This window comes from Sphingobacterium tabacisoli (genome assembly GCF_017908035.1).
GTDB classification, from domain to species: domain Bacteria; phylum Bacteroidota; class Bacteroidia; order Sphingobacteriales; family Sphingobacteriaceae; genus Sphingobacterium; species Sphingobacterium tabacisoli.
Genome location: NZ_JAEQMU010000001.1, coordinates 909014 through 933131, shown reverse-complemented (window position 1 = coordinate 933131; position 24118 = coordinate 909014). Strand labels below are relative to the sequence as shown.

At 40.3% G+C, this 24118-nt stretch carries 22 protein-coding genes; 7 read left to right on the top strand and 15 right to left on the bottom strand.

Annotated elements, in window-relative coordinates; translation table 11 throughout:
- Nucleotides 1–6: 6 nt before the first annotated feature.
- Both JKG64_RS03800 and JKG64_RS03795 read right to left on the bottom strand, forming a co-directional pair.
- Nucleotides 7–2508, bottom strand: a complete 2502-nt coding sequence (locus JKG64_RS03800) for a cation-translocating P-type ATPase (protein WP_210353012.1) — start codon at nt 2506–2508, stop codon at nt 7–9.
- Between the two features lie 147 nt (nt 2509–2655).
- Nucleotides 2656–4107: an FAD-dependent oxidoreductase gene (locus JKG64_RS03795; RefSeq protein WP_210353011.1), complete on the bottom strand. Its 1452-nt coding sequence runs from the start codon at nt 4105–4107 to the stop codon at nt 2656–2658.
- Nucleotides 4108–4319: 212 nt separating this feature from the next.
- Between JKG64_RS03795 and JKG64_RS03790 the strand changes: the two genes are divergently transcribed.
- The gene (locus tag JKG64_RS03790; RefSeq protein WP_210353010.1) at nt 4320–4850 is read left to right on the top strand and encodes a DUF2867 domain-containing protein; all 531 of its coding nucleotides are present in this window, start codon (nt 4320–4322) and stop codon (nt 4848–4850) included.
- A gap of 50 nt (nt 4851–4900) precedes the next feature.
- On the opposite strand, the gene JKG64_RS03785 is transcribed toward JKG64_RS03790, so the two are convergent.
- A complete protein-coding gene (locus JKG64_RS03785) occupies nt 4901–6007 on the bottom strand; it encodes an NAD(P)-binding domain-containing protein (RefSeq protein WP_246512467.1) in 1107 nt (368 codons plus the stop codon).
- 222 nt (nt 6008–6229) lie between these two features.
- Between JKG64_RS03785 and JKG64_RS03780 the strand changes: the two genes are divergently transcribed.
- Together JKG64_RS03780 and JKG64_RS03775 are read left to right on the top strand one after the other, a co-directional pair.
- Complete coding sequence (locus JKG64_RS03780) at nt 6230–7264, top strand: hypothetical protein (protein WP_210353009.1); 1035 nt, start codon at nt 6230–6232, stop codon at nt 7262–7264.
- A gap of 417 nt (nt 7265–7681) precedes the next feature.
- On the top strand, nt 7682–8224 hold the full coding sequence (locus JKG64_RS03775) for a hypothetical protein (protein WP_210353008.1): 543 nt from the start codon (nt 7682–7684) through the stop codon (nt 8222–8224).
- 7 nt (nt 8225–8231) lie between these two features.
- Here the strand turns inward: JKG64_RS03775 and JKG64_RS03770 are convergent, their stop codons facing one another.
- The gene (locus JKG64_RS03770; protein WP_210353007.1) at nt 8232–8417 is read right to left on the bottom strand and encodes a hypothetical protein; all 186 of its coding nucleotides are present in this window, start codon (nt 8415–8417) and stop codon (nt 8232–8234) included.
- Nucleotides 8418–8692: 275 nt separating this feature from the next.
- Between JKG64_RS03770 and JKG64_RS03765 the strand changes: the two genes are divergently transcribed.
- From JKG64_RS03765 to JKG64_RS03755, 3 genes are read left to right on the top strand one after another with little or no spacing between them, the layout of a single operon-like run.
- Nucleotides 8693–9454, top strand: a complete 762-nt coding sequence (locus JKG64_RS03765; protein WP_210353006.1) for a hypothetical protein — start codon at nt 8693–8695, stop codon at nt 9452–9454.
- Nucleotides 9454–9861, top strand: a complete 408-nt coding sequence (locus tag JKG64_RS03760) for a DUF5675 family protein (protein ID WP_210353005.1) — start codon at nt 9454–9456, stop codon at nt 9859–9861. Before JKG64_RS03765 ends, JKG64_RS03760 begins: the two co-directional genes overlap by 1 nt.
- Nucleotides 9858–10100, top strand: a complete 243-nt coding sequence (locus JKG64_RS03755; protein WP_210353004.1) for a hypothetical protein — start codon at nt 9858–9860, stop codon at nt 10098–10100. The genes JKG64_RS03760 and JKG64_RS03755 overlap by 4 nt, the downstream gene beginning before the upstream one ends.
- Nucleotides 10101–10309: 209 nt before the next feature.
- Here the strand turns inward: JKG64_RS03755 and JKG64_RS03750 are convergent, their stop codons facing one another.
- The 11 genes from JKG64_RS03750 to JKG64_RS03700 all read right to left on the bottom strand — a co-directional run bounded on the left by JKG64_RS03750 (nt 10310) and on the right by JKG64_RS03700 (nt 23496).
- A complete protein-coding gene (locus tag JKG64_RS03750; protein WP_210353003.1) occupies nt 10310–10771 on the bottom strand; it encodes a hypothetical protein in 462 nt (153 codons plus the stop codon).
- A 1192-nt stretch (nt 10772–11963) separates the two neighbouring features.
- Nucleotides 11964–12956: a DUF2806 domain-containing protein gene (locus JKG64_RS03745; protein WP_210353002.1), complete on the bottom strand. Its 993-nt coding sequence runs from the start codon at nt 12954–12956 to the stop codon at nt 11964–11966.
- A 151-nt stretch (nt 12957–13107) separates the two neighbouring features.
- Nucleotides 13108–13854 carry a hypothetical protein gene (locus JKG64_RS03740; RefSeq protein WP_210353001.1) on the bottom strand — a complete coding sequence of 249 codons (747 nt, stop codon included), beginning with the start codon at nt 13852–13854 and terminating at the stop codon, nt 13108–13110.
- Nucleotides 13855–14062: 208 nt separating this feature from the next.
- The gene (locus JKG64_RS03735; RefSeq protein WP_210353000.1) at nt 14063–17536 is read right to left on the bottom strand and encodes a DEAD/DEAH box helicase family protein; all 3474 of its coding nucleotides are present in this window, start codon (nt 17534–17536) and stop codon (nt 14063–14065) included.
- Nucleotides 17537–17631: 95 nt separating this feature from the next.
- Nucleotides 17632–18411, bottom strand: a complete 780-nt coding sequence (locus JKG64_RS03730) for a hypothetical protein (RefSeq protein WP_210352999.1) — start codon at nt 18409–18411, stop codon at nt 17632–17634.
- Nucleotides 18412–18454: 43 nt separating this feature from the next.
- Nucleotides 18455–19579 (bottom strand): restriction endonuclease subunit S, encoded by a 1125-nt coding sequence (locus JKG64_RS03725; protein WP_210352998.1) that lies wholly within the window; start codon nt 19577–19579, stop codon nt 18455–18457.
- A gap of 1 nt (nt 19580) precedes the next feature.
- On the bottom strand, nt 19581–21056 hold the full coding sequence (locus JKG64_RS03720; RefSeq protein WP_210352997.1) for a type I restriction-modification system subunit M: 1476 nt from the start codon (nt 21054–21056) through the stop codon (nt 19581–19583).
- Between the two features lie 94 nt (nt 21057–21150).
- Nucleotides 21151–21600 carry a hypothetical protein gene (locus JKG64_RS03715; protein ID WP_210352996.1) on the bottom strand — a complete coding sequence of 150 codons (450 nt, stop codon included), beginning with the start codon at nt 21598–21600 and terminating at the stop codon, nt 21151–21153.
- Complete coding sequence (locus JKG64_RS03710; protein WP_210352995.1) at nt 21597–21857, bottom strand: hypothetical protein; 261 nt, start codon at nt 21855–21857, stop codon at nt 21597–21599. The genes JKG64_RS03715 and JKG64_RS03710 overlap by 4 nt, the downstream gene beginning before the upstream one ends.
- A 76-nt stretch (nt 21858–21933) precedes the next feature.
- Nucleotides 21934–22476: a hypothetical protein gene (locus tag JKG64_RS03705; protein ID WP_210352994.1), complete on the bottom strand. Its 543-nt coding sequence runs from the start codon at nt 22474–22476 to the stop codon at nt 21934–21936.
- Between the two features lie 12 nt (nt 22477–22488).
- Nucleotides 22489–23496 (bottom strand): helix-turn-helix transcriptional regulator, encoded by a 1008-nt coding sequence (locus JKG64_RS03700; RefSeq protein WP_210352993.1) that lies wholly within the window; start codon nt 23494–23496, stop codon nt 22489–22491.
- A 201-nt stretch (nt 23497–23697) separates the two neighbouring features.
- Between JKG64_RS03700 and JKG64_RS03695 the strand changes: the two genes are divergently transcribed.
- Entirely contained in the window at nt 23698–24075 is a 378-nt protein-coding gene (locus JKG64_RS03695) for a hypothetical protein (RefSeq protein ID WP_210352992.1), read from the top strand.
- The last annotated feature ends 43 nt before the right edge of the window (nt 24076–24118 follow it).

Genomic DNA, 24118 nt, shown 5'->3' with positions numbered 1-24118 from the left:
AAGCTCTTATGTTCTTTTTCTTTTAATAAGTTTATATACCTCGAACCATAAAACCGAAACTGAAGCTATCCCTAGTGCAATTCCTAATTCTGAAATACCTAAGCTGCTGACCGCAAAAAATACGGAGAAGGGTTTGAAGAATAGGATGGCGAAAAGTATAATCAGGGTAGCTATAATGACGCCAGTAAGCAGTCTGTTTTTGTTTTTCAATGTTTCGAAGATGCTGTAATAGAATGATCTATTGACTAAACTGAGCAGGATATTAGCAAAAATCAATGTGGTGAAAACCATTGCTCTGGTTTTTTCCTCTGAACCTCCTGCTTGGGCCGTAATCTGATAGACGGATAGGACACCAATGGTGATGACTAATCCTTGAACAATGCTGATAGCAAGCTCCTTCCAATTTAAAAAGGTGTCGCTCATTCGGCGTGGTGGGACTTTCATGGTGTTTTTTTCCATAGGTTCGTTTTCATAAACGATAGAGCAGGTCGGTCCCATTACTAGTTCTAAAAAGATAACGTGTACAGGCGTGAATATCTGAGGAAACACCCATCCTAGAAATAAAGGCAGGGAAACAGTCAGGATAATCGGAATATGGATGGATATAATATATTGAATGGCTTTTTTGATATTGCTATATATCCTGCGGCCTGCGGCGATACCGGTGATCAACTTGGCTAGGTCGTCGTTGGTGAGTACCAGAGAGGCCGCTGCTTTAGCAATTTCGGTGCCTTTGTTGCCCATGGCTACTCCGATATGTGCAGCCTTTAATGCGGGACCGTCATTGACACCATCACCTAACATGGCGACCACCTCCCCTTTTCGCTTTAAAGCATTAACGACAGCTAGCTTAGCATCTGGAAACATACGGGTGAATAGAATGTTGTCTTCGGCTGCCTGCTCAATATCCGAAATTGAATACTGCATAATATCCTTGCCTTCGATGGCTTTGTCGGTATAGTGTATACCAGCTTGGGTGGCGATACTACGTGTGGTATCGACATTGTCTCCAGTGATTACCTTTACTTTGATGCCAGCATCGTATATCTGCTGAAAAACTGCGTTTATTCCTGCTTTTGGCGGATCATAAAACACGACTAAGCCCAAGAAGTCGAAGTTGAATTCCTGTTGTTTTTCTGGAAAATCATTGCCCTGAAATGATGACTTGGCAACACCTAAGATACGGTATCCCTGTTTTCCAAGTTCGGTTATTAGATTTCGAACTTTGTTCTTTTCACTCTCACTAAGATTGGAAACCTGAAGTATGGCTTCGGGTGCACCTTTGGCGGCTATTATCCGCTCTTTGTCTTCGTTTTCGAAAAGGTGTGTCATCATTGGTGGCTTGCCCTCTAGTGGATATTCATGAAAGAGGGTGTACGCTTTTCTAAGGTCTTTGGCCTGTGTCTGTTGATAGATCTGATGCAGGGTTTTTTCCATAGGGTCGAATGGAATAGGCTCACTGCTCCACATGGCGTAGCTAAGAAGTGTTTGTAAGATAGGATTATTAAATGCATCACTATCGTAGGTCTTGTCACTCTGATAGTCATAAAGGTGTTTCAGTTGCATGGTGTTTTCGGTAATGGTACCGGTTTTGTCGGAACAGATTACCGTGGTACTACCTAAAGTCTCTACAATGGAACTGCGTTTGATAATTATTCCCTGCTGCATTAGTTTCCAGGAACCTAAAGCCATAAATGTGGTAAAGGCAACAGGAATCTCTTCGGGAAGTATAGACATCGCAAGTGTCAATCCATTAAGCAAACTCGCCAATAGATCTCTGCTGTGGTAATAGTTGAAGGCGCAGACGAGAACAAACACGATTATACCTACAATGGCCATGGTCTTGACGAAGCTGGTTATTTGTACCTGCAATGGTGAAGCTTCTACTTTGATATTAGCGATGGATTCTCCTATCTTGCCAATGCGGGTTTCCTTGCCTATTTTTTCGACTTCAAATACTGCTAAGCCGGATACGGTAATAGTGCCACTGTAAACTTGATTATTCTTGCTTTCCGCATTCTTAAATACAGAGAGGCTCTCTCCTGTAAGGGAGGATTCATTGACGGAAAAATCATTGCTGTGTACAATTCTGCCGTCCGCATTAATGATTTTACCTTCCTCGGTGAGGCACAGGTCTCCTACGGCGACCTCGTGTGTAGGGATCTGTATGACTAGTCCATCGCGAATGACTGTACTCAATGGTTCATTGAGCTTTTCGAGTTCTTCTAAGGCTTTTTTGCTTCGATTGTCCTGATAGAATGATATGGCTGAGACGAATACTATGGCTACCAGCATAAAGGATGCTTCGCCATAATCGCCTACGATGAGATAAATGATGGATATGGCAAATAGCAGGATGAGCATCGGCTCTTTTAAGATGTCTAGGAACATTTCGAGCCCGGTACTCTTGTGCATATTGTCCATCTGATTGTAGCCAAAGCGCTTTCTGGATTGCACTAATTCATCTTGGTCTAATCCCTTGAGGTGTTCAGGTATGTTATAAGCCATAATATGTTAATATATTGCGTTATAGGTGATAGATGTACTTAGTTGTAAAGCTAATTAGTACAACTAAATCTACACAAAATAAGATGTATTTGTACCGTGTTTGGTAAACAAATTAAATGTACGTGGTTAGTCTTAGAAGTATACTCGTCAGAATTTGGTGCGGCATCGACCTCGGGGTTCATTTCCTTCCTGTAGAACGATGTCGGAATGTAAAAATTGAGCTGCATCAGCAGAACCTTTTACTTTGGAAGCACTACGTGAGAGCATTTCTTTTTCAAATTCTTTTAAGATGGTCTTTCTTAAACCTAAGGTTTTCCAAGGAGAGAAAGGACATTCTTTGGCTATTATCTGTGCTAAGGAGAGTGCGTCTAGTATGGCCTGATTAGCTCCCTGCCCCTTGAAAGGGCTCATCGGATGGGCGGCATCACCTAGTAGTGTTACATCTCCGATGTGGTCAAATTGCTCGGTATGTAAAAGCTCGCGGTCATACACGGGGTAGCCGGATATTTTATCTTCCGGAGTGGCTGCCATCAGTTGTGGAATGGGGGCATGCCAAGGGGTACGAAGACAGGCTTCTTCTTTTAGGGCTTTTCTACCTTTGGCACTAAGATCAAGGGCATCTGCCTCTGAGATCGGAAAACTAAGTTGCCACATTATGGAGTCGACGGTGTAAGGCATGACATAGAGCCTGTCATTGCCATTTGCGGTCTGAAATACGGTAGCCGAATCTAGGAGATCGCTGTCCGTATGATTGAGTCCCGCAAGTGGACATATGCCTAGAATGACCATACAGTCTAGGTAGCGTAATGGGCTGCTATCCTCGCTGATAACTTGCTTGCGAACTGTACTGCGGATGCCATCTGCTCCAACCACTAAATCTGCGTGTGCACGTTTTATTTCCCCGTTTACTAAAAAAGACATCTCGATACCGGATGTGTCATTCTGCTTAAAATCAAGTAATTGATGTCCCCATTGTAGGCTGTCATTTTGTTCGAGCTGCGCCAGAATGGACAAGCGCAAAGACTGTCTAGCGATATGTATATTGGAGCGTTTGATTGAACTTCCTTCGGGGCGGAGTACAGGAATACCACCTCCCCACTGACCGACTACTCTGCCACTTGTTGTATGGACAAGGTGTCTTATTGATATAACGCCTTGGTCATCTAGAATGACACCTAAACCCCGTATTGCTTTGCTAGCTTGCTGTAAAGTGAGCCCGTACCCCTGGGATCGTGCGTCAAAGTTGAGGTCACGTTCGTACAGGGTGAAGGGGATCTTGCGGTGAAGGCAGGCTACCGCTAATGCAGCACCGCCAATACCGCCACCAATGATCGCGACATGGGGGTATGTGCTGCTGTCGGCTGTCGGAGGGTTGTCTGTAGATACTATTCCTGTTCCTTCGCAGCTTGGACAAGTATACAGATGTCCTCGAGGCCGTATAGGCAGGGGGACTTGGCCACCAGATTTTTCGAAGAGCTCAAGTTGTCTTTGGTAATGGAGACGCGTTTTCTTAGCTAATTTACGTCTCTTCTTGCCACGGCCGTGACAATCCTCACAAGCTATCCAGTTGCTTTGTGTTTGTGCTGTACTCTCTTTCAAATCTTCTTTTAATAGTAGCTTTAAATGTTCAAGCTAAGGCTGTATCTTCCCTATGCATCCGGTTGACAAAAATCACTCGTATATTAACGTCATTGGGCTTCACAAATTTAAAATAATATGCCTAAAGAACTAAGCTTTTAGAGTGAAAAGTGGAATCATTTTGTAACTTGTGCGTATTAAAGGGAAGCCTTACTCCCGGAAAGTATTGAACGATGCAAAAAACAAGTCTACCTGAAATTTCGTTGTTACAAGACGATAAAACGTTTGAATTTATTGATGCCTACAAGGCTCTAATAGATGATCCAGAAAATGAAATTGAGATTACCAAAATCTGTAAGCTTTTCTTTACTACTGGTCCTAAATGGATCGAAAAATTATTTGCGTTCCGGAACAATACAATGAAGGTATTTGGTCTGAAAGTGCCTGAAGGTAATCTGGATAAGGCAAGTGTAGTCGAGGGGATGAAATGTGAGCCAGGTGAACGGATGGGTTTATTTCAGATTTTTGAACGGAATGGGTCGGAGATAATATTGGGTGAAGATGATAAGCATCTGGATTTTAGGGTGTCTCTGCTTCTTGCAGAGTCTGCTTTGGAGGGAGGCAGAAAAGAGTTGACTATTTCTACAATGGTTAAGTTCAACAATGTATTTGGCCGCCTTTATTTTGCTCCAGTAAAGCCATTTCATGGGCTTGTGGTTCCATCTATGCTGAAAGCTATAGTAAGGCGAGTGAATCCAATTTAAAATCAGTATGCGGACCCGTAGCAGGATTTTAGGTGATCTGAAGATTCAGTTTATAAACCAAGGGTTACAATAAGTTCGCGTGCGGCAGCTCTACCTGCACGATTGGCACCTATGGTAGAAGCGGATGGCCCATAACCTGTAAGGTGTATGCGGTGCTCACTAGCTACTTGGGTGGCGAGTTGCCCGGACATGGGGACTCCTCCCTGCTCATTGACTAGATGTAAGGGGGCTAGGTGGTCTAGTGAGTGTCGGAAGCCAGTGTTCCAGAAAACAATGTCAGCGTCGATTTCGGAACCATCTTCCCAACGGACACCAGTCTCAGTATATTCTTTAAACATAGGTTTGCGTTCGAGAATACCTTTTTCTAACATCCATTCGATGGCGGGTGTGATTGGTAGACCGGTAACAGAGACCACAGAATTTGGTGGTAGCCCTTGGCGTACTCTCTGGTCTACCATAGCCACTGCTTCTCGCCCTAAATCAGGGTTGAATTCGTAGTCCCTGAAATCGGGCGGACGACGAGTAACCCAAGTGGTCTTGGCTACTTTTGATATCTCTCCTAATAACTGCACCGCTGAAATACCCCCCCCAACAACAATGACACGCTTGCCTGCAAATTCTTCTGCGTTTTTATAATCACCAGTATGTAGCTGTCTGCCTTTGAATTTTTCCCAGCCTGGATATTTGGGACAGTAGGGTGTCTTCCAGGTTCCGGTGGCATTGATTATACCACGGGCGCTAAATTGAGTGCCATTGGTTCTTATCAAAAAACGTCCGTTCCGTTCGGTGACTTCAAGGACTTTAACAGGACGGATTATTGGTAGCTCAAACGTCTTCTCATATTTCTCGTAGTATTGGGGTAATGCTATATTGGCTTGTAGAGCTTTTTCCGCTGTGTTTACAGCGTCCGAGAAGCTCATGCCAGGAAGGTCATTTATGCCATTTACATTCTGTAAGGTAAGGGTGTCCCATCGGTGCTGCCAAGCTCCGCCAGCTCCAAATTCATCATCGAGAACGACGAAGCCTTTTCCTGGGGATAGTCCTGCTTTTTTTAAGTAATAGGCGGCTGATAGACCAGCTTGCCCCGCTCCTATCACAACGATGTCAACTTTATAAAATACTGATAGATTTGATTCCATTAATTTCTTGTTCTCCATGTTTGCTTTATTAAGTGGTACTGCATCGTTATTGTCAGATATACGCTAGAAATAACGTATTAAATATACCTGTCAAAATACGAAACAGAATGTATATTTGCCAGTAAAAAAGTAAGATTCCAGTGTACGCTAAACGGATTATAAAGTTTGTTGGCGAATTGTAAATACGGCTTCATAAAGCAGGGGCTGCTTTTTACTTTTGACGTGGTAAATGATTTAACAATGAAAATTAGAAATTTAGTATTTGCACTATTTGCATTATTGATTGGTACGGTTGGTTATGCGGACTCTTATGTCGGATTTGACAGGACGGGAGTCTCGGAAGCTGATAGTTCGTTTGTCGTGAAGTACAGGTATAAGGAGCGCCTGGCCTATCATATCTATACCAATGGGGATACCTCTATTGTGCTCTATAGTACGGACGGAAGTACTCCCGTAATGAGCTCGCAGTATAAAGAAGGATTTGGTAAGGATTATCTTTCGTTTTTAAGTATGGACTATAAACATGAAGGGCTAATCTATGAAGTGGATGGCCGAATGATGAATGGAGGATATCTTTCGTTTAATGGCTATAAGGAAAAGGATAGCTCGTTAGATAAACCAGCTGATTATTATCAGTTGTCTGATGTCCTATGGGAAGTAGGTGAATATAAGGACTGTAAGATGTACTATCATGAGGAAGAGAATAATACGAAAATGCGGGTTTTCGCTTTTAACCGTGAAGATGATGTAGACTATAATGAGGCCTGTAAAGCTGTGTTGAAGATGTCCGGGGTTCCCTCGGTACAGCTTGAGCCAGGTTGGGTGGTGATTACGGCTGATTTTTTTATAGATGAGGATAGACAGTATGAATTGGTGGGGCAACTGGTGAAAGATAGTGTAGACTTTGAGGAGACTGTTACTATCAATACTAGGGATTTGGAACTATTGCTGGGTGGTACTACAGAAGAACGTATCGAGTTTTCGAATACATTACCACATCTTAACTACTGTGAGGTAATAGGCTGGTCTCAAAGTTTGGATGAGAAGACTTCTGATTATGTGGTGGAGTTTCTTGGTGATATGTGTATTTACTTTAATCTCTATGGCCGTTATGATCTGGAAGAGTTTCAGGCTTACTTTTTGAGAGCGGCAATGTACCGTAAGGATCACTATGTAAAGCATCAAATGCTGTCTAGAAAGCAAGCTGATTTGTTTTATAAAGAGTTGTTAGAACACCAGTCTTCAAATCTAAAGGAGAATCTGCTTGATTTTTAATCAAGCAGAATAAGGAGTGTTTCTTTCCGAAACAAAAAACCTTCATCTTTTGGTGAAGGCTTTTTTTGTATGAATCGAATCCCTGTGGGTTTTCATCCCGTTATAACGAAAAAAACTCCATCTTTCGATGAAGTTTTTTTTGCGGAGAGAGTGGGATTCGAACCTTTCTCTTAACGCATTGATATTGTATCTTTTATAGACTTTGATTTTTACGGGTCTCTAAAGGGTCTCGCTAAATCAGTTTCTCGTCTTCCCTACTTCGATTTTCTATTACAAATATACGAAATGAACAGCGGAATTAGGCAGGATTAAACTAGTATTTACATACGTAGATGGCTGTTTATTAGTCTTCTTGATATTATTTTACTAGATTTGATATAACCAGTTTTTAATTATAAACTATATAGCAGATTATTTATGGGACACAAAAATATTTTTAGTGATCACGTGAGTATTGGTATGAATGAATATGTGTTAAACATTGTAATGAATATTGACGAGAGTTTCTACTTAGTTATTTCTGAAAGTGAGCCCTCAGATGGCCGTTTGGATCATAAAAGAATCCGTATACCTATTGAAAATGCTAGGGGCTTAAGAGATGCTTTAAATAAATCAATCTCAAAAATTGATAAGATTAATCGTATGAAGCTTATCTCTCGTTCCAGGGTTTTGGATTTAGTACGCAATAGTAGCACAACAAATACACGAACAAGTAGTGCTGATAGAAATGTAGAAAACACGAATATTAGTAATTCAAAACCTAAAGAGTCTCATATTCATAAACAGCGTAAGATTTATCCAAAGGCTTATATGCCCTGGACAGCAGAAGATGACTCAAAATTAGAAGATTTGTATTGCGAAGGGTGTTCTGTTAGAATATTAGCACAGGTATTTGAGCGCAATATAGGTGCTATTAACTCTCGTATTGATAAGCTGGAGCTCCGTGAAAAATACGGATAGTCTACTATTATAAACACTTCTTTATTTGATTGGGATCTAGTCCCAGATACTGACATACCTCGTCTAGAGTAACCAATTGATGGGATTCTTTGTCGTGCTTTCTTTTGATGGCATTGTATATACGAAGGCTCTGTCGGTAGCTCTTGCCGGTAATCCTGGCGATGTCCTTTGGGTAAATGCAAATTCTGTTCATACCAATACTTTATGTATTCTTTATCTCTACTGTTGATACGCTGATTATCGACAGCAGCTGACTAGTTTTTGATGCTACCAAGTTGGTAACAAGTTGTGGTTTGTATTGGTGACTTTTCTTTGTTGCAATTTACGGATTCTTTATGGTTTGATTGTGTGTATCTATGGCTATTAACGCCATATGGTATAGGTTGGTTTTGTTCTACGGGCTGTTTTGTCAAGATTTGGTTCTATATCACGATTGCTGCAGCGGTGATGGATTAAATTTTTAAGGAAATGGCAAGACAATCAAGTATTATCAAATTGAAAGGTACTATCGGGGATATTACCTTTTACAAAAGTAAGGATGGGTATCTGGCCCGTCAGAAAGGTGGTGTGGATCGGGACCGCATTATGAACGACCCGAAGTTTCAACGGACGCGTGAGAATGCTCAGGAATTTGGGCGTGCTGGCAAAGCCAGTAAAGCGCTATGTACGGCAATCAGACCTGTATTGAATAAGACGCAGGACTCGCGTATGATATCTCGTCTGGTGAAGCGTATGATGGCTGTAATCAAAGCTGATGCGGTGAGTGATCGCGGAAAACGTAATGTGCTGGATGGTGAGTTGATTTTGTTGCAGAGCTTCGACTTCAATGGCAATGCTGCTCTTTCGGCCACGGTCTATGCTCCGTTTACGGTTACTATCGACCGTCCGACTGGTGTGTTGGATGTTAATCTGGCTGCCTTTACTCCGGAGAGTCAGATTGTAGCTCCTGGGGGAACAACTCACTTCCGAATGATTTCGGCTGGTGTTGAGGTAGACTTTGAGAATGAAACGTTCAAGTTGGCTCAAAGTTCGTCTTCTGAAATTGCTTACGGCAATACGTTGTCTGCAGCAATTCCGTTGAGCAATGATATCGGTGTTACGGATTCGACCAAACCGCTGTTCCTGGTGTTCGGCATTGAGTTCCTTCAGCAGGTAAATGGCTCGTTCTATTCGCTGAACAACGGTGCGTTTAACGCATTGAATCTGGTTGCTGTAGATACGGGCGTATAATGGTAGTTCGATTATTGCGGACTTATCATGGTCAAGGTACCAATGCTGAGATTTGGGTTGATGGTGAATTTGTTAGCTATGCTATTGAGCTGCCCTGGCTAGGTAACGTCCGCAATAATTCCTGCATTCCGGAAGGCAGGTATTCACTGGCTAAGCGATACAGTAAAAAGTTTAAATGGCATATTTTGGTGAAGGATGTTGTGGGGCGAAGTGAGATTCTATTTCATCCGGCCAATAATGCATTGAGTGAGTTGCGAGGCTGTATTGCTCCAGTTAGTCAGCTTTCTGGAGTCGGGAAAGGTTTGGAGTCTGTAAAAGCCTTTAGTAAGTTAAAGGAGATGGTTTATGCTTCTATTGACGCTGGGGAATCGGTGTCTTTGGAAATTATTGAGAAAGGAAAATCATGAATGTAGTTGAACGGGCTCAGGCCCCTACCCCGAAGTTTTTTAAGGTGCTGCGGAATATTGGTATTGTGGTAGCGACGATTGGTGGAGCTATTCTGACGGCACCAGTTGCTTTGCCTGCTGCAATTGTCACCGTCGGTGGTTACTTGGCGGTGGCTGGTGGAGTGATATCGGCGATTAGCCAGGTGACTGTTGATGATAAGCAGTTGAAGAAAGATGCGGAGGGTGTGAACGATGAATAGAGCTGCTATTGGACATGGTACTTTCGGAGGTATTCTATTGGGTGTTTACCCTGCCCTGATTATGGGTGATGTCCTGAAAACTATTTTGTTAGCAGCGATTGGTGCAACTGTTAGTTTTTGCGTATCTTTATTGCTAGGGTCTTTGACCAAAAGAAAAAAATAAGGTTGTGGTGACTTTATTCTCAAAAGCTCGGCTTTATGTCGGGCTTTTACTGTTTACGGAAGAGTTCTTTTCCATAGCTATAAGTCGGTGTATTTTCTGTTGACAAGAGTGGATTGTTGGTTGGAACAAGTAAAATAGATTCTTTCCCTATTATTTCGCTATTAATGTAGCAATCCTTAGTTCCGAATTCTTCTTTGTCAGCATACTTAAAAAATAGCTTTCCGTAGGTTTTTGTAATTAAATTAATTTGCCCGTTCCATTCACGATCACCATGTTTTACTGAAATTTCAATGACATTTTCGCTTAATATCGTTAAGGTCGCAATTGAGTCGTTTTCTCCTTCTATCTCATTGGTATTTGAATTCTTGAAACCGTACCCTACCCAAGAGCTATTTTTATCTTTTAAAAAATTGAACTGCCTTTTGAAAAGTTGATTTCTAATTGATTTCTTTGATAATTCATAAATTAGTGTCGCTATAGTTCCAATAACTATACCGCCTATTAGCATGTTATAAAATTCACAAAGGTCAAATGTGCACATCATTTAATGATTTGTATTTAAAAAATTAGGTGAAAGATAGTCTTTAATTTCGATGAAATTCACTTCAAAAGAAAAAGGAAAAAAAGAAAGTCTTTGCTGCAATTGCTTGTGGCTAATAAAGCAAGGTTTTTCAGGGAAATACTATCGTGCCGTAGGCGGATGGAGATTTCTCTGAAAACCTGGGCTTGACCTTGCTGTTTAGCCTACTGCATTTAATTTTGCATTCTTTTTTGTCTTTTCTGTGATTACGTTTTTTAAAATCCGTTCATCTTGCAGTATTAGGTGTTTTGCAGGTGTTTGCAATGAGTGCAGCGGATTGCAAAAAGCTTGCTATGGCTAGCTCGCCGTCTGCGAGTTGAGCGAGGGTGGCGGACCGAGAGGTACGTAGTACCGGGGGCCGGCATATGTTGGTGAGATTGGCTGGCGGTATTTTTGATAGCGTGGGAATTTCAAGCGTATGATTGCCTTTGTGTGTGGACATGTGGGATAGATCAAGCTATGTGTGGGTTGGGATTTTCAAAAATAGTGACAGCCGAAAGCTCGGCAACACAAGGTGCCTAGGTATGTATTTGGCCAGCTACTATGGAGGTGATCAGGGGGCGGAAGCGTGTAGCCGAATGGAGTGTAACGAAATGCAGGCGTATCGCGATGATGCGCCATGTGAACCGGAATAGCTGCGATGAGGTAATGACCGATCGGCAAAAATCGTGACAATCTGCGTAGCACCCGTAGGGCTGATAGGCTCTATGTTCTTGGGGATTGTGTGTGGTGTCATAGTGCCTATAGGATTGGCGCGATTTTTTGCTTAGGGAAATGGACGATAGTAGCGTTGGCCACCGATGGCACCGCAGCCCGAGCGATCTGCAGGCGAGCCAAACTCGAGGCGACGGTGGATGGAACTGGGCTGAACAGATGGTGATGTAATGTAGCTTGCGGAATGTAATGAGCCAGATGTGATGCGCTGTGACAGATAGAGTAGTCGCCTATGAGGAGGAGGACTGAACTGCAAGGATGATGACAATCTGCGTAAGCACCCGTAGGGCAAAGAGGCTCTATAGGATGCCTTTGTTTTCTTTACTGTATCCTATAGTGCCTCTTTGGATTGGCGACATTCTTTGCTGAAGGACGACGAGGAATGCCTTATTTCCAATCAGTGAGATTATTTTATCAGTTGTAGCTTTAAAAATTTATTTTCGAAAAAAGTCTCAAGGTCACTTTTATATTCGGGAACTTCTTCTAGTGGAATTATAGGTAGTAATTCTGTTGCAGCTTTTGTCAACGTAACACCACTTAATTTAAGTTCTTTGTCATACTTGTCATTGTCAGTTGGCAGTAAACCGTAGTGCTTGTTACCAAAAACGATACTTGCCGCTATCCTATTGTTTTCATAAATAACACACAGAGGATATGGCATATAAGAGTTATAATCCGTTATTATGAGTCCGTATTCTTGTAAAATATTTAAGTTATCGAACGAAAGCCCATATTTACTAAGTGAATTGGATGCAGCAGACCCTTGAAATGAAACAACGCGAGCATCACTAATTATTTTTCCTCCGAGATGCATTGAAATAGAAAGCGAACATAATCTTTGAAATAATTTAGCGGCATCGTTATCCAATTGGGAAATAAGCCGAATCGTTCTAATTGAAAATGTCCCTGGTTTTGAAATCTCTCCAGAAAGCAATTTCCCAAAAATAAGTTTCATGTCGTCAGAGGATTTGAGCCTTCCGTAATTTTCAAACTCATTTAACCAATCATCACTTATTTCCTCTGTTGTATCTTCCTTATTCTTCTCTCCTTCACTTATTAAATTATTTGCAGCATTTAATGCAATTTGATCGAGATTTAATTGCTCCTTAATAACTTTCGACGCATATTTTTCAGAAGCTTTTGTAATATATTCTTTGGGAGTTTCAATATTTTCAGCAATATTGTCCCCTTGCCTTTTTATAATTTGTACCCTTGCTTCATAGGAAGCTTTTATTTCTGCAGATTTACCTTCTAGCCACGTAGTCGGAATATTTATTGCTGCGGTTGATAGCTGAGATAAAGCCTTGAAGAAGTTTTTTCTTAGTGGAGAAGGAACTCCACTTATCATAGATTCGACAGTATCCGTTAATTTGCTTAAACCTGAGGTATCATTTCCCATTATTTATTTGTTATTAGTTAATTCTTGGTGAGAAGGTTTTCATCATTCGTCCTGAGAACGAAGAAAAACTTATTTATTATTTCCATCGGAAGTTTCTTTATATAGAGAATTGACTTCAGTTTAATTTCTAAACCAGTTAAGTGAATAATTTTCACATTCCTCCACAAAGCGTTACTCTTGTCATAATATGAATGCAATGAAAATAATACGCAACTTCTTTTATAGCGTCCCTTACATCAGACAAAACACTCTCATCTTTCTTGAAGGCATTAACTATATTGTCATCATCATCAACTAATAACATTGTAAGTCCTCCATTTGCAGACGTTTGTTTTTTATCTTGAATTTCTTTAAAAAATTTAGTGAGAGTGTCCGCTTTAAATTTCTGCATTGAATGTTTTTGATGATCCAAAGAACTATTTTTAGTAATTGGATATCGAAAATAAGAGCTATCTCGATCGTATTTACATATTAAGGGAATAAGTTCGCTAGTTTTTCTTATTTCTTGCCAATCGCCTTTAGGTGCAATTTCATTAAGTAAATCTATGTTCGGCAACAATAGATTATTTAACCAATAATCATAAAGCTTATCAATGAAATGACAGGAATATAATTTGCGCCAAATTCCGTCAGTTAATATCTCAGGTTCTTCACTATTAAACTTAACAGTTCCATAATCGATTTCTAACTTATTATGAAATATTATAATAAGTGATTTAAGGTACAACTCAATTGAATGTCTATACAAAAAGCTTTGGGGTAATTCTGCTTGTTGAGTTATTTTATAGTGCTCAAATGGATTATCTTGTAAATGTTCTGCACTTTTGTAATATGCATCAGCAGTAATTCCAAAACCTTTATCAAGATGAAGTTCTATACCTGTCATTAAATACTGCATATTTTTAACAATTTTAGTTTTTAATTTTTTTTCGATTCTTATGTATTACCAACTACAATTATTTCCGTAAAATCAATATATAAAATCTTTAAATTTTCTATGCAACTTTATACCTTTTTTAACAAAATCGGTTTCATCATCTAAGTCTAAAGAATGAATTTTACTCTGGTAAGATTTGTCACCCTTTTACTTAAGCTCTTGTAAAGATTTATGCTCCTATATCTGCGTTTTGGTTTACTTCTCGGATTAAGCCAATTAGTTTATGGACGTGATTATCTTCAAACAAGCCTATTACTCCGCTGTCGTCTAGTTCGGTGAATGGTGGCTCCATGAGATCTGCTGTTTCGAGGTAACCATTGGTTACGAAGTAGCGGATTACGGTGTCCATGAATTTAATCTGTTTAGCAGAGAGGTTGGCTTCGCCAATGAAGCTAGTGAAGTGGTTCTGTATGGCCTCTTGATCTAGTCCGATGACGGATCGGATGAAGGTTCCTAGCGGCTGGTTGCCAAATTCTCTCACAAATTCTTCTTTAGACCCCAGGGCTTCGACTATTAAGTACTGCTCAAGCTGTTGCAATTCAAAAGCATTGATCTTTTGGTTTTTATAAAGTTTATCAATTACCAAATGGTGCTTGTTCTTTTTGATAAAGGCTGTTACGCGATCTTTATAGCTTTGTAGGTTTTTAAAGTTTTCGATGATATCATACTGGACGATTTCTTCCCTTAGGAGCTTATCGTCAAGCTTAGTGTAAATTGGCTTGATATTATTTTCTTCTTTCAACAAATGGATGAGGTAACGAATTTCCTTACGCAGGTTTTCGACTTTGGAAAGTGAAATCTCTTGCCAGAAATCTATTGATGCCATTTCGCGTATAGTGACTTCTTTGGCTGCTACTGCTGGGACATTTCTCTTCTTCAAGAGCCTCTTCCCTATTTCCATAAAGTTCTGGACGAGGGGTGTCTGACGGGGTGACCTATTGATCATCGCTATCTGTAGTTTATAGCTATTGAGATCAAATCGTTTGGCCATCTCATCGGTGTCCTCCGTATAGGGGATTAGATGGGACAATTCCGTTTCTATAGTTAGAATGGCAGATTTGTTTAGATTATCCCATTTGTTTCTATCTGTATATTGATGGACTGCAGCGAGGTGCTTTCTGACTTCATAGCGTGCGGTATCGAGCTTTGCTACTTTAGCATGCAGGTCATCAATGTATTCTTTTGCTAATGCTAAATCTTGGTCATTGGCATCCGTATTCTCTTGAATGAGATTGGCCACATGCAATTGCTCGAGAAACAACAGCTGGCTTAACGGGCGCTGTGCATTGGCTTGGTGTCCGTCCGGATTTTCCTGAAAGAACTCTAGGTTGCGGCAGTAGTCGAATATCAAGAAATATTCTTTGTCTTCGCCTGGACCAAATAAGTCGTGACGTAGGCGTGTACCCCGCCCTACCATCTGCCAAAACTTGGCGTATGACTTTACGGGTTTGAAAAATACTAGATTGAGGACACTCGGTGCATCTACCCCGGTATCCATCATATCTACAGAAATAGCAATCTGTGGCTCGAGTTCCTCTTTGTCGTAACAGAATTTCTCCAGCAAGTCCTGGGCTTTGTCGTTGTAATTGTCAATGACACGGCAGAAGTTACCTCCATATTCAGGATAGTTTTTATTGAACCGCTCTTCTATAAAGACGGCATGTCTGTGGTTGCGGGCGAAGATAATGGTCTTCCCTACTTTATCACCGGAAGCGACTTTCAGTCCGTTGGTCATCAAGTGGTCCAGTAACAAATCTACCGTACCTTCGTTGAAGAGAAAGGAATTGATCTGTGATGAGCCTATTTCAAATTCCTGAAGTGCTTCGTCTGATACTTCAGTCAATCCTAATTTCTCTTCCAGCTCTTGCTTATCTTGATCGCTTAGATCTTTGTATTTGACTCCGTCCCGAACCATTTGAATAGGAACAGAGTACGCACGTGGTGGTACCAAGTAGCCGTCATGTACAGCTGTATCTAATTCGTATGCAAAAGTTGGGATATCGTCTTCCAATTGGAAGAATGAATAGGTGTTTTTATCTAGCTCCTTTTTTGGCGTAGCGGTTAGTCCTATCAATAAACCATCGAAGTAATCGAAGATAGATTGATATTTTTGATAGATGGAGCGGTGTGCCTCATCGATAAATATGGCATCGAAGTGGCCAACGCCATAATCACGGTTTTCGCCTTCCATCTGATTGTTGATGAGATTCATCATCGTAGGATAGGTCGAAAAGACCAATCGGGTATGGCCAGTTTCTTTCTCTTTAGTCAAGTCTATAGCAGAGAGATTTGGCAAATGTTCTTTAAATGCGTTTTTAGCTTGTGTAACCAGGGCATTTCGGTCTGCCAGAAAAAGTATGCGCTTAGCCCAATTGGACTTGGTCAGCATATCAACAATGGCAGCGGCTGTACGGGTTTTGCCGGAACCTGTTGCCATAACTAATAGTGCACGACGGTTAGTCCCTCTTAAGGTATCATTCTTTGAGGTTACGAAATGCTCTGACAAGCGCTGTATTGCTTCTAATTGGTAGGACCTACCGGCAATACCCGAATTCACTTCAAACTTACGGATGTCTTTACGAGTCTCCCGTCTTTTGATTAGGGTTTGTAGTTCCTTTTTGGTGTAGAAGCCATATATCCGGCGTGGCGGATAAAATTGGTCGTCCCAAATATGTGTTTCATAGCCGTTGGAGTAGAAAATGATTGGACGCTGTCCCGTACTCCTCTCTAAGCAATCGGCATATAGCGATGCCTGATGTTGACCTTTATTCGAATCGTGAAGCGTACTTTTGGCCTCGACAATAGCCAGTGGTTTGGCATCATCATCCCAAAGAACGTAGTCTACATAGCCCCTACCAGACGGATTGGTTGACAAAGGCATTCCCTGCACTTCGTACTCCAGGTCACGAGGTTTTTGTAGGTTGTCCCAGCCAGCTTCACGCAAGTAAAGATCGATTAGCAAACGTCGCGTTTCCAATTCAGTTACTAAAACCGGTGGAGCTGGTAACTCGGCAATAACCTGCTCGCGTTCTTCTTTCCTGTCGGCCAGCTGCGCTTGTATTTCTTCTAATTGTCTGCGTAGCTCTTCGTTCTGCAGTATGGCTTTTTGCTTTTCTTGGTAAGCCTCTTCTGCTAGTTTCTGCGCCTCCTGGTAAGAGTTGTTTAGTTCTTTTACCTTTTTGGCATTGATATCGTCGACCTGTCCACGGGGGATTAGGTTTTCATCAAATTGACTGTCTGAAGGAAATCGCTTGGCGTACAGTTTGGCGATCCAGTGCAGGAAGTTGTACATGCATTTTAGAGCATGTAGTGCTTCGGTATCTTTGATTGTTTTGACCGCGTTACCTTTTCCAGCATGTGATGCAATATTGCCCAGTAGGCGCACCGTATTTAGTTCTTCGCGAACAGATGCCCGTATATTGTCTTTAAATGAATCGGTATGTAGTAGGCTGTTGATGGATTTGTCGAATGGCATTTCAAAATCCGAGTCATTCTCGTACAGCCAAAATAGTGAGATCTCTAATGTGGATCGACACAACATCGCTGCATAACGTGGGGCAGTGAATGTGTTCTGTTCTGCCTGTGTGATTTCTTGATAAATAAGAGGAAACTCTTCCGCTAAAAATTCAAAATTTGACGCCATCTACAATATACTTGGTTCGTCTTTAAAGATAAACAATATTTAGACAGGTGGGAAGAGGGAATTGTTATATCTCCAACGGTTTTCCGAACACCTATTTATCTACCCAACAATTTCGTTAATGTAAAATCAATATCGTTAACGCTTTTTACTTCTACCAACTTATTAAAAACAAAACCGGAACCGATTATTTTGGACTCATTTTTTAAATAGTCCTCTCGATTGACGGCTGCCTGCGGCGTCACCTCAAGATAAAACCATTTACCAAAAATAATTAATGTGCAAAAACCAAATCTCTCTATATCATTAATTTGAGTTTGAGTAAATGTAAATTGGGGTGATGCAAAGTTTTCGTGGATAGGGATTATACCTTTGGAACTCTGTAGATGATAAAGTGGCATATCTCCTTCATTATATCTTGCATAATTTCTAACTTCATCAAAACGCTCATCTAATCCTTTTTTTGTTTCCTTGTGGTACTCCTGCAAAAACATTTCGTACAAACCTCGTTTAAATTGGTTTAAAAGAGCTTTCTGAAAATCATATGTAAATCGATATTTGCTTTTTACTTTCAACTTACCTGTAGAAGCCCAAAACTCAAAATATATAGATTTAAGCCGTACGTTTTGAGGCTTTTGCTGGTGTTGCAAAAGATACTTTGTTAAACCAAGAATTTCTTTGACGCAAAGCTCAATCGTTAAGGGTGGATTAGAAAGTTTGTCTGGTTGTCCGAAATAATGATTGCATTCATCACATACATCAAATCCAATGCTATTACTACCAAGACTTCTGGGCATTGTATGAGGCTTTTCGTTAAACGTAGCTTCCGGCTCGTTTCTTTTGCAGAATAGGCAAGTTCCTTTATGTATATACTTCATATCTTTTCTTTAAAAAAATAGAAAGAAAATCATTCAGCAGACGCTAATCAATCGTTAACTCGTATTTGAATGCTTTTTGTAATAATGACTGGAATAGTTCTTCGGACTTCTCTGCGTTGGTCTGTGCTTTGAGCTGGTTGATTAACTCGTTTTTTTTAGCAAAGGCTTCTTGGAGATGGATTGGGGGAACAATTATTTCTAGCTTTTGTAATTGTTCTTTTGTAATCGCCTCTCTTGTTGCCCCTCCTTGAGTTGCTATAGCGTATAGATGACGATTCATAATAGCATTGCTTAATAATCTAACTGCAAAAAAAGGAGCTACATGTTCTTTATCAAATCTAAGAATTGCGACGTGCTGATTAACTCTTGCTGGTAGTACATTTGAAGGGACCACTGTTGTGCGGCAGACAGATGCCCCTGTTATATTGAAAAGAATGTCATCGGCCTCTACTATAACATTTTTCAGTTTATCCGCTTGTTTGTCATCGATAAAAGCTAAATCTTTATATTTAAATTTATTTTGATGAATATTAAGGCTTCTTATTAATGAAATACCTTCATTTTTGTATGACTCATTCCCACCAGAGGGAGTCGATCCACTCCCAATTTTTAAACAAAGCTCCTTTAAAGTCTTCACATCCCAGCCTTTTTCATTGCGTACGGGATCGCCAAACATATCCATAAAGATGGCTTCGGCGAGTTCGTCGTATTTGTCTCGTAGGTCTTTGTCTTTGCGACGTAATTCATCCGCCTTGTCCAAGATCTCAGCAATTTTTTCTTGAATTAGTATTGGTGGAAGGGGAATCTCGATTTTCTCTAAGCCTTCACGAGTAATTTGGGGTTGAGCTGAACCAGATATAACATCTTCAAAGCCCCTAGTTTTTAGATAATAATAGAGAAATCTAATACTAGTATTAGATTTCAAATCATCTAAAGCCATTGCATTTCCATTGATATAACTTTTAGGGTCGGTAATGTGTATACTTCCACATGTTGCTCCCCGACAAGTAATTGTCAACGTCGGATCAACATGTGTATATTCCGAATAAAAGCCTATCTTACCATTAGCTCCATAGACTGGATATCCCGAAGTCTGTAAATGCTTAGTCGATATAGTTTTCCACTGCTTAGGTCGACATACATCAAATAACTTAACTTTCTCCCACATACTACAACAGCCCTTTTAATTCGTTTAACAATGTTTGTCTTTCTTGGTCGATACTCGCTATCTGTTTGAGGATAACCGCTGGCTTCTCATAGCTTATCTCTTCGTAGACTACCTCTTTGTAGCGGTTGATGCTTAAGTCGTAGGCGTTGTCACGGATTTCTTGTGCTGGCACAAAGAATGATTGATCGGTACGGGCTCGGGCTTGCTCATTTGCTAGATCCTTGAAACGGGTTATAATATCTGGAATATCATTGGCAGTAATAGCATTGCGCTTGTCGTCTAGGCTGTATCCATCGGCTTTCATGTCGTAGTACCATACTTTGTCGGTGCCACCAGAATTGGTCTTGGTGAAGATCAAAATTGCGGTACTTACGCCGGCATAAGGTTTGAACACACCCGAAGGCATGGAGATAACAGCTTGTAGCTGTTGGTTGTCTACCAACTCTTTGCGAATGGCTTTGTGTGCTGTGGATGATCCAAATAAAACACCATCGGGAACAATAACTGCTGCACGACCACCCAGGCTCATCATACGCAACATGAGACTCAAAAATAGGATCTCGGTCTTTTTGGTGTTGGTCATCTTGAGCAAGGAGCTCTCGACGTCATTTGCATTTAGCGCACCTTTGAATGGTGGATTGGCTAAGATAAGCGAGTATTGCGAATTAACACTATTTCGCTCTGCCAATGCGGATCCAGAGATAAGCGTTGGATTTTCGATACCGTGCAGTTGTAGGTTCATTGAAGCAATACGTAACATGGATGGGTCTATCTCCATACCGTTGAACATATTGCCGTAGTAATGTTCGCGGAATGATTTGTCCAGCAGCCAGTCTTCATGTGTCTCTTGGATGTATTCGGCTGCATTGACTAGGAAGCCTGCTGTCCCCATCGCTGGATCACAGATGGTATCGTCTTGTTGTGGTTGCATGAGCTCGACCATCATGCGGATAATGTGTCTCGGCGTACGGAACTGCCCGTTGGTACCTGCTTCGGCAATCTTGCTCAACATGTATTCGTACAGATCTCCTTTAGTATCTCGATTGCTCAATGGCAATTTGTCGATTTGCTGTACAACAGCATCCAATAGGTTTGGGCTTTCGATCATGAAGGTCGCTCCTTTCATGTATTCTGAGAACTTCCCTCCTGCTGTACCTAATGTGCGCATAAAGTCGAAAGCAGTTAGGTTGTCCAGTTTTATCTGTGGTCTACGGAAGATATCCATCATACGCTCGGGGTCCAACTCCTTGAAGTATGACCATCGCAAGGGCTTCTGTTCTTCGGTGTATATGTCTGCTTTTTTGGAGCTGCCTAGGAGTTGCTTCTCTTTATCAATGGTAACCTGCCTGTCATCCAATTGTTTTAGGAAGATCAGGTAAGTAAATTGTTCAATGACGGTTAATGGGTTGGAAATTCCTCCTGTCCAGAAGTCATTCCATATCTTATCTATTTGGGATTTTATTTCTCCGGTAATCATTATTGTTGGGTTAATCTGCTTTTGTATATGCGGCGTAAAGATAATGAATTGTTATTGTTCTTTTTTGGCCGTCAAAAAAGAACTACTACACTCCTTACAGTTGTACAATCTGACTGTGTTTGTTATCTGTTGCGGATTCATCATCCCATAGTATTTCAAACGATATATTATCTGGTGAACCCATATGTAAGTGTATATCTAGATCAATATTTTCATGCTCGTTTAATACGGGAAAAGGAAATGGATTCGTGCTATACAAATAATCTGGCTCATCCTTAATAATCAACCTTACATTTTTTGCAATAGCTTGCCCTTTATTATAGACTCTCAAAATGCGATGACCTTTGTTTCCTTTGATAAGAGAGGCACGTACAGTAGCTTGTCTTTTTCGATTTTTCTCTTCTTCAATTTTATCTAATTGGTAGTCATTAATAAGCTTCTCCTGAGCTTTTATTTTTCTGTCATGTATGAGATAAGTAAAAAGTGTTCCTAGAACAGCTATTACTGAAAGAAGAAAGGATGGGTCTTGCCAGTTTATATTCATTTCCGTTTAAATTTTATGTATTTATTATTTTTGAACTTTGACTCAAGAGATTTAGCGAATTCATCTACTAAACTTTGACCGTAATCATTTACTGCATCTTGGATATTGCTTTGATTGAACTCAGCCAATTCACTTATTCCTCCCAGATACTCTCTATCGCAGTTATTACATTTCACCCAGGATTTGTCCTCATTGTGGTCAAAATTAGATTGACCACAGGTTGCGCAGTTAAGTTCTACATTAATGTTTGTACTCATGTCTCTACTTTTTATCGATTAATAATTCAAATATATCAAGTGTCGGTGCAGTGGATGTGCATAGTTTTTATTGAGGCTATTTCATTCTAATATAAATCACTTTAGAAAATCCATATGTTAATAGCTTTCCGTAGGCGTCATCTTTTGCGTATGTAATCTGTTTGGACCTTTTAATGTTGTTGGTTTCCTTTGGTCGTATGAACCTCAATCTATCCTGTATGTAAGATTTTATTTTAATCAAAGAAACCATATCAACACTATCGCAGCTACTCGAATCTATACCATGTTTGGAAAGAACATTAATTAATAGTTTTAAGGAAATTTTTAATTGTTCTGCGAGTTGTTCTTTGGATAAATAGAGAAATTCGCTTAAAAAGGACAAATCATGTCCTGATTCAGAATGTTTCCCCCTTTTTGTGGAAGCTATTGGTTTGTTGCTGGGAATTTGGTTCTTTTTCTTTTCAAATTTGGATAATTGATTCTTTACAAGAATTAATAAAAGGTCACGTTCTTTTTCAGAAAGTTTAGTTGATGTTTTTTCAATGAAAATTGACAGTTCGTCTGCTGTAAATTTATCACGAGAGAAAAAATGAGACAATTCGGAATACCTAATAGCCATAATTCTAGTTTGTTAGTAATAGTTTTTCAAAGAATCTTTTACCCTTCTTACTGTCTTTTCTCTTACTAAAAGAGGCGAAATTACTTCAATAGCCGCTCCAAATCCAAGTATCTGTGCATAAAACTCGTAATTTGGAATGATCTCCAATTGAATAACTGTATAGGCTTCTGCACGATCAATAACTGTTTGAGATGGATGCAATGGTTTGGAGTCTATATATGGCCACAAGGATTTGTTGACTTTGATTTTGACAAATTCGCATTTGGCATCTATGGGTTTGCTGACGCCGATAATATCTTCGAAGTAATCTTCTGGTGATTCATTGCATGGGATAAAAGTGGCGTCTTCTTCGATAGTGATATCCTGAATGCGATCGAGTGCTAGGCTGGTCCAGCTGTCGAAACCTTGGCATTGTCCATATAGAAACCAGCGTTTGTTGTACTGCTTTAGAAAATAGGGATGAATTACCACATATTCATCTTCTGCTTGGTTGAACGATCTGTATGTGATGTTTAAAACTTGCCTTTGGTTGATTAGTTTGAGTATCTCTCCTAGTAGATGAAGGTTACGTAAGTATTCATTCTGATCGAAGTATATACTGTGTTCCAGGTCTTCTAATTGAAAACTCTTCTTGAGCTTTAGGGCGAGCTCCTGAACATAATCAAATTGAGGTAATCCCTTGAATCGTCCAAGCATTTCTAGTGTAGTTTTTAATAATTCGGCTTCGACAGGATTAATCTGTTGCATGGCTAATGTATAGCTCATATCCTCGTAGCGGTAGTAGGTCTTTTTGCCTTCTTTTATACTTCCTATCGGTGCTCGAAATCCTGCCTCGCTGCGCATGAAATCGATATCCTTGAATAGCTGCCTTCTGGATATGCTGCTATCGGTGCCGGTATAATCTTTCAGTGCGTCGGAAACATAAGCTATGAGATCGTCTATAAAGAACTTTTTGCCTTTATTGGAAAAACATCTGTCTAGTGCTTCGTAACGGATTATCGCGTGTTTATTGGTGGCCATTTTAATTGTATTGGTCTTAGAAAGCTAAGATACATATAATGTGTGTATTGTATGTGCACAGATAAATCTTGTACTGTGTACATAGGATGCATTGTTAGTTCTAACCTTTGCGCTATGATACGGAGATGTTTTCATTTACACTTACGGGATGCCGTAAATATTAATTATCTGTATTAAATATGTTTGCCAAAATTTTAAACTATGTATAAAATACTACTTTCAGCTTTATTCGTGTTATCGCTTTCTTCTTGTAATAGTTACAAGTATGGTACGGAAGGTAATGCGCAAAAGAGTAATCTGACCATGGGAATTGTAAAGTCAAAGGTCATCAAGGGGGAAACTTCGCAAGATGAAATCCTTAAACTGTTTGGCTCTCCAAACCTGGTCTCTAAGAATAAATCGAATCTAGAGGTATGGAGCTACAACCGTATGTCGGTGGAGCAGAAGGCGGGATCGACAGATTTCTTTGCGGGCGAGCGCGCTAGCCAGAGCAGCAGTAGCAGGTCCTTTGATTTGATCATTACGTTTGATGCGAATGATGTCGTGTCGGATTATTCGGTGGTTGCTACGGCTTTCTAAGAGTTGTCGCTTCCTGTTTTATTGTTTATTAGATTTTTTAGAA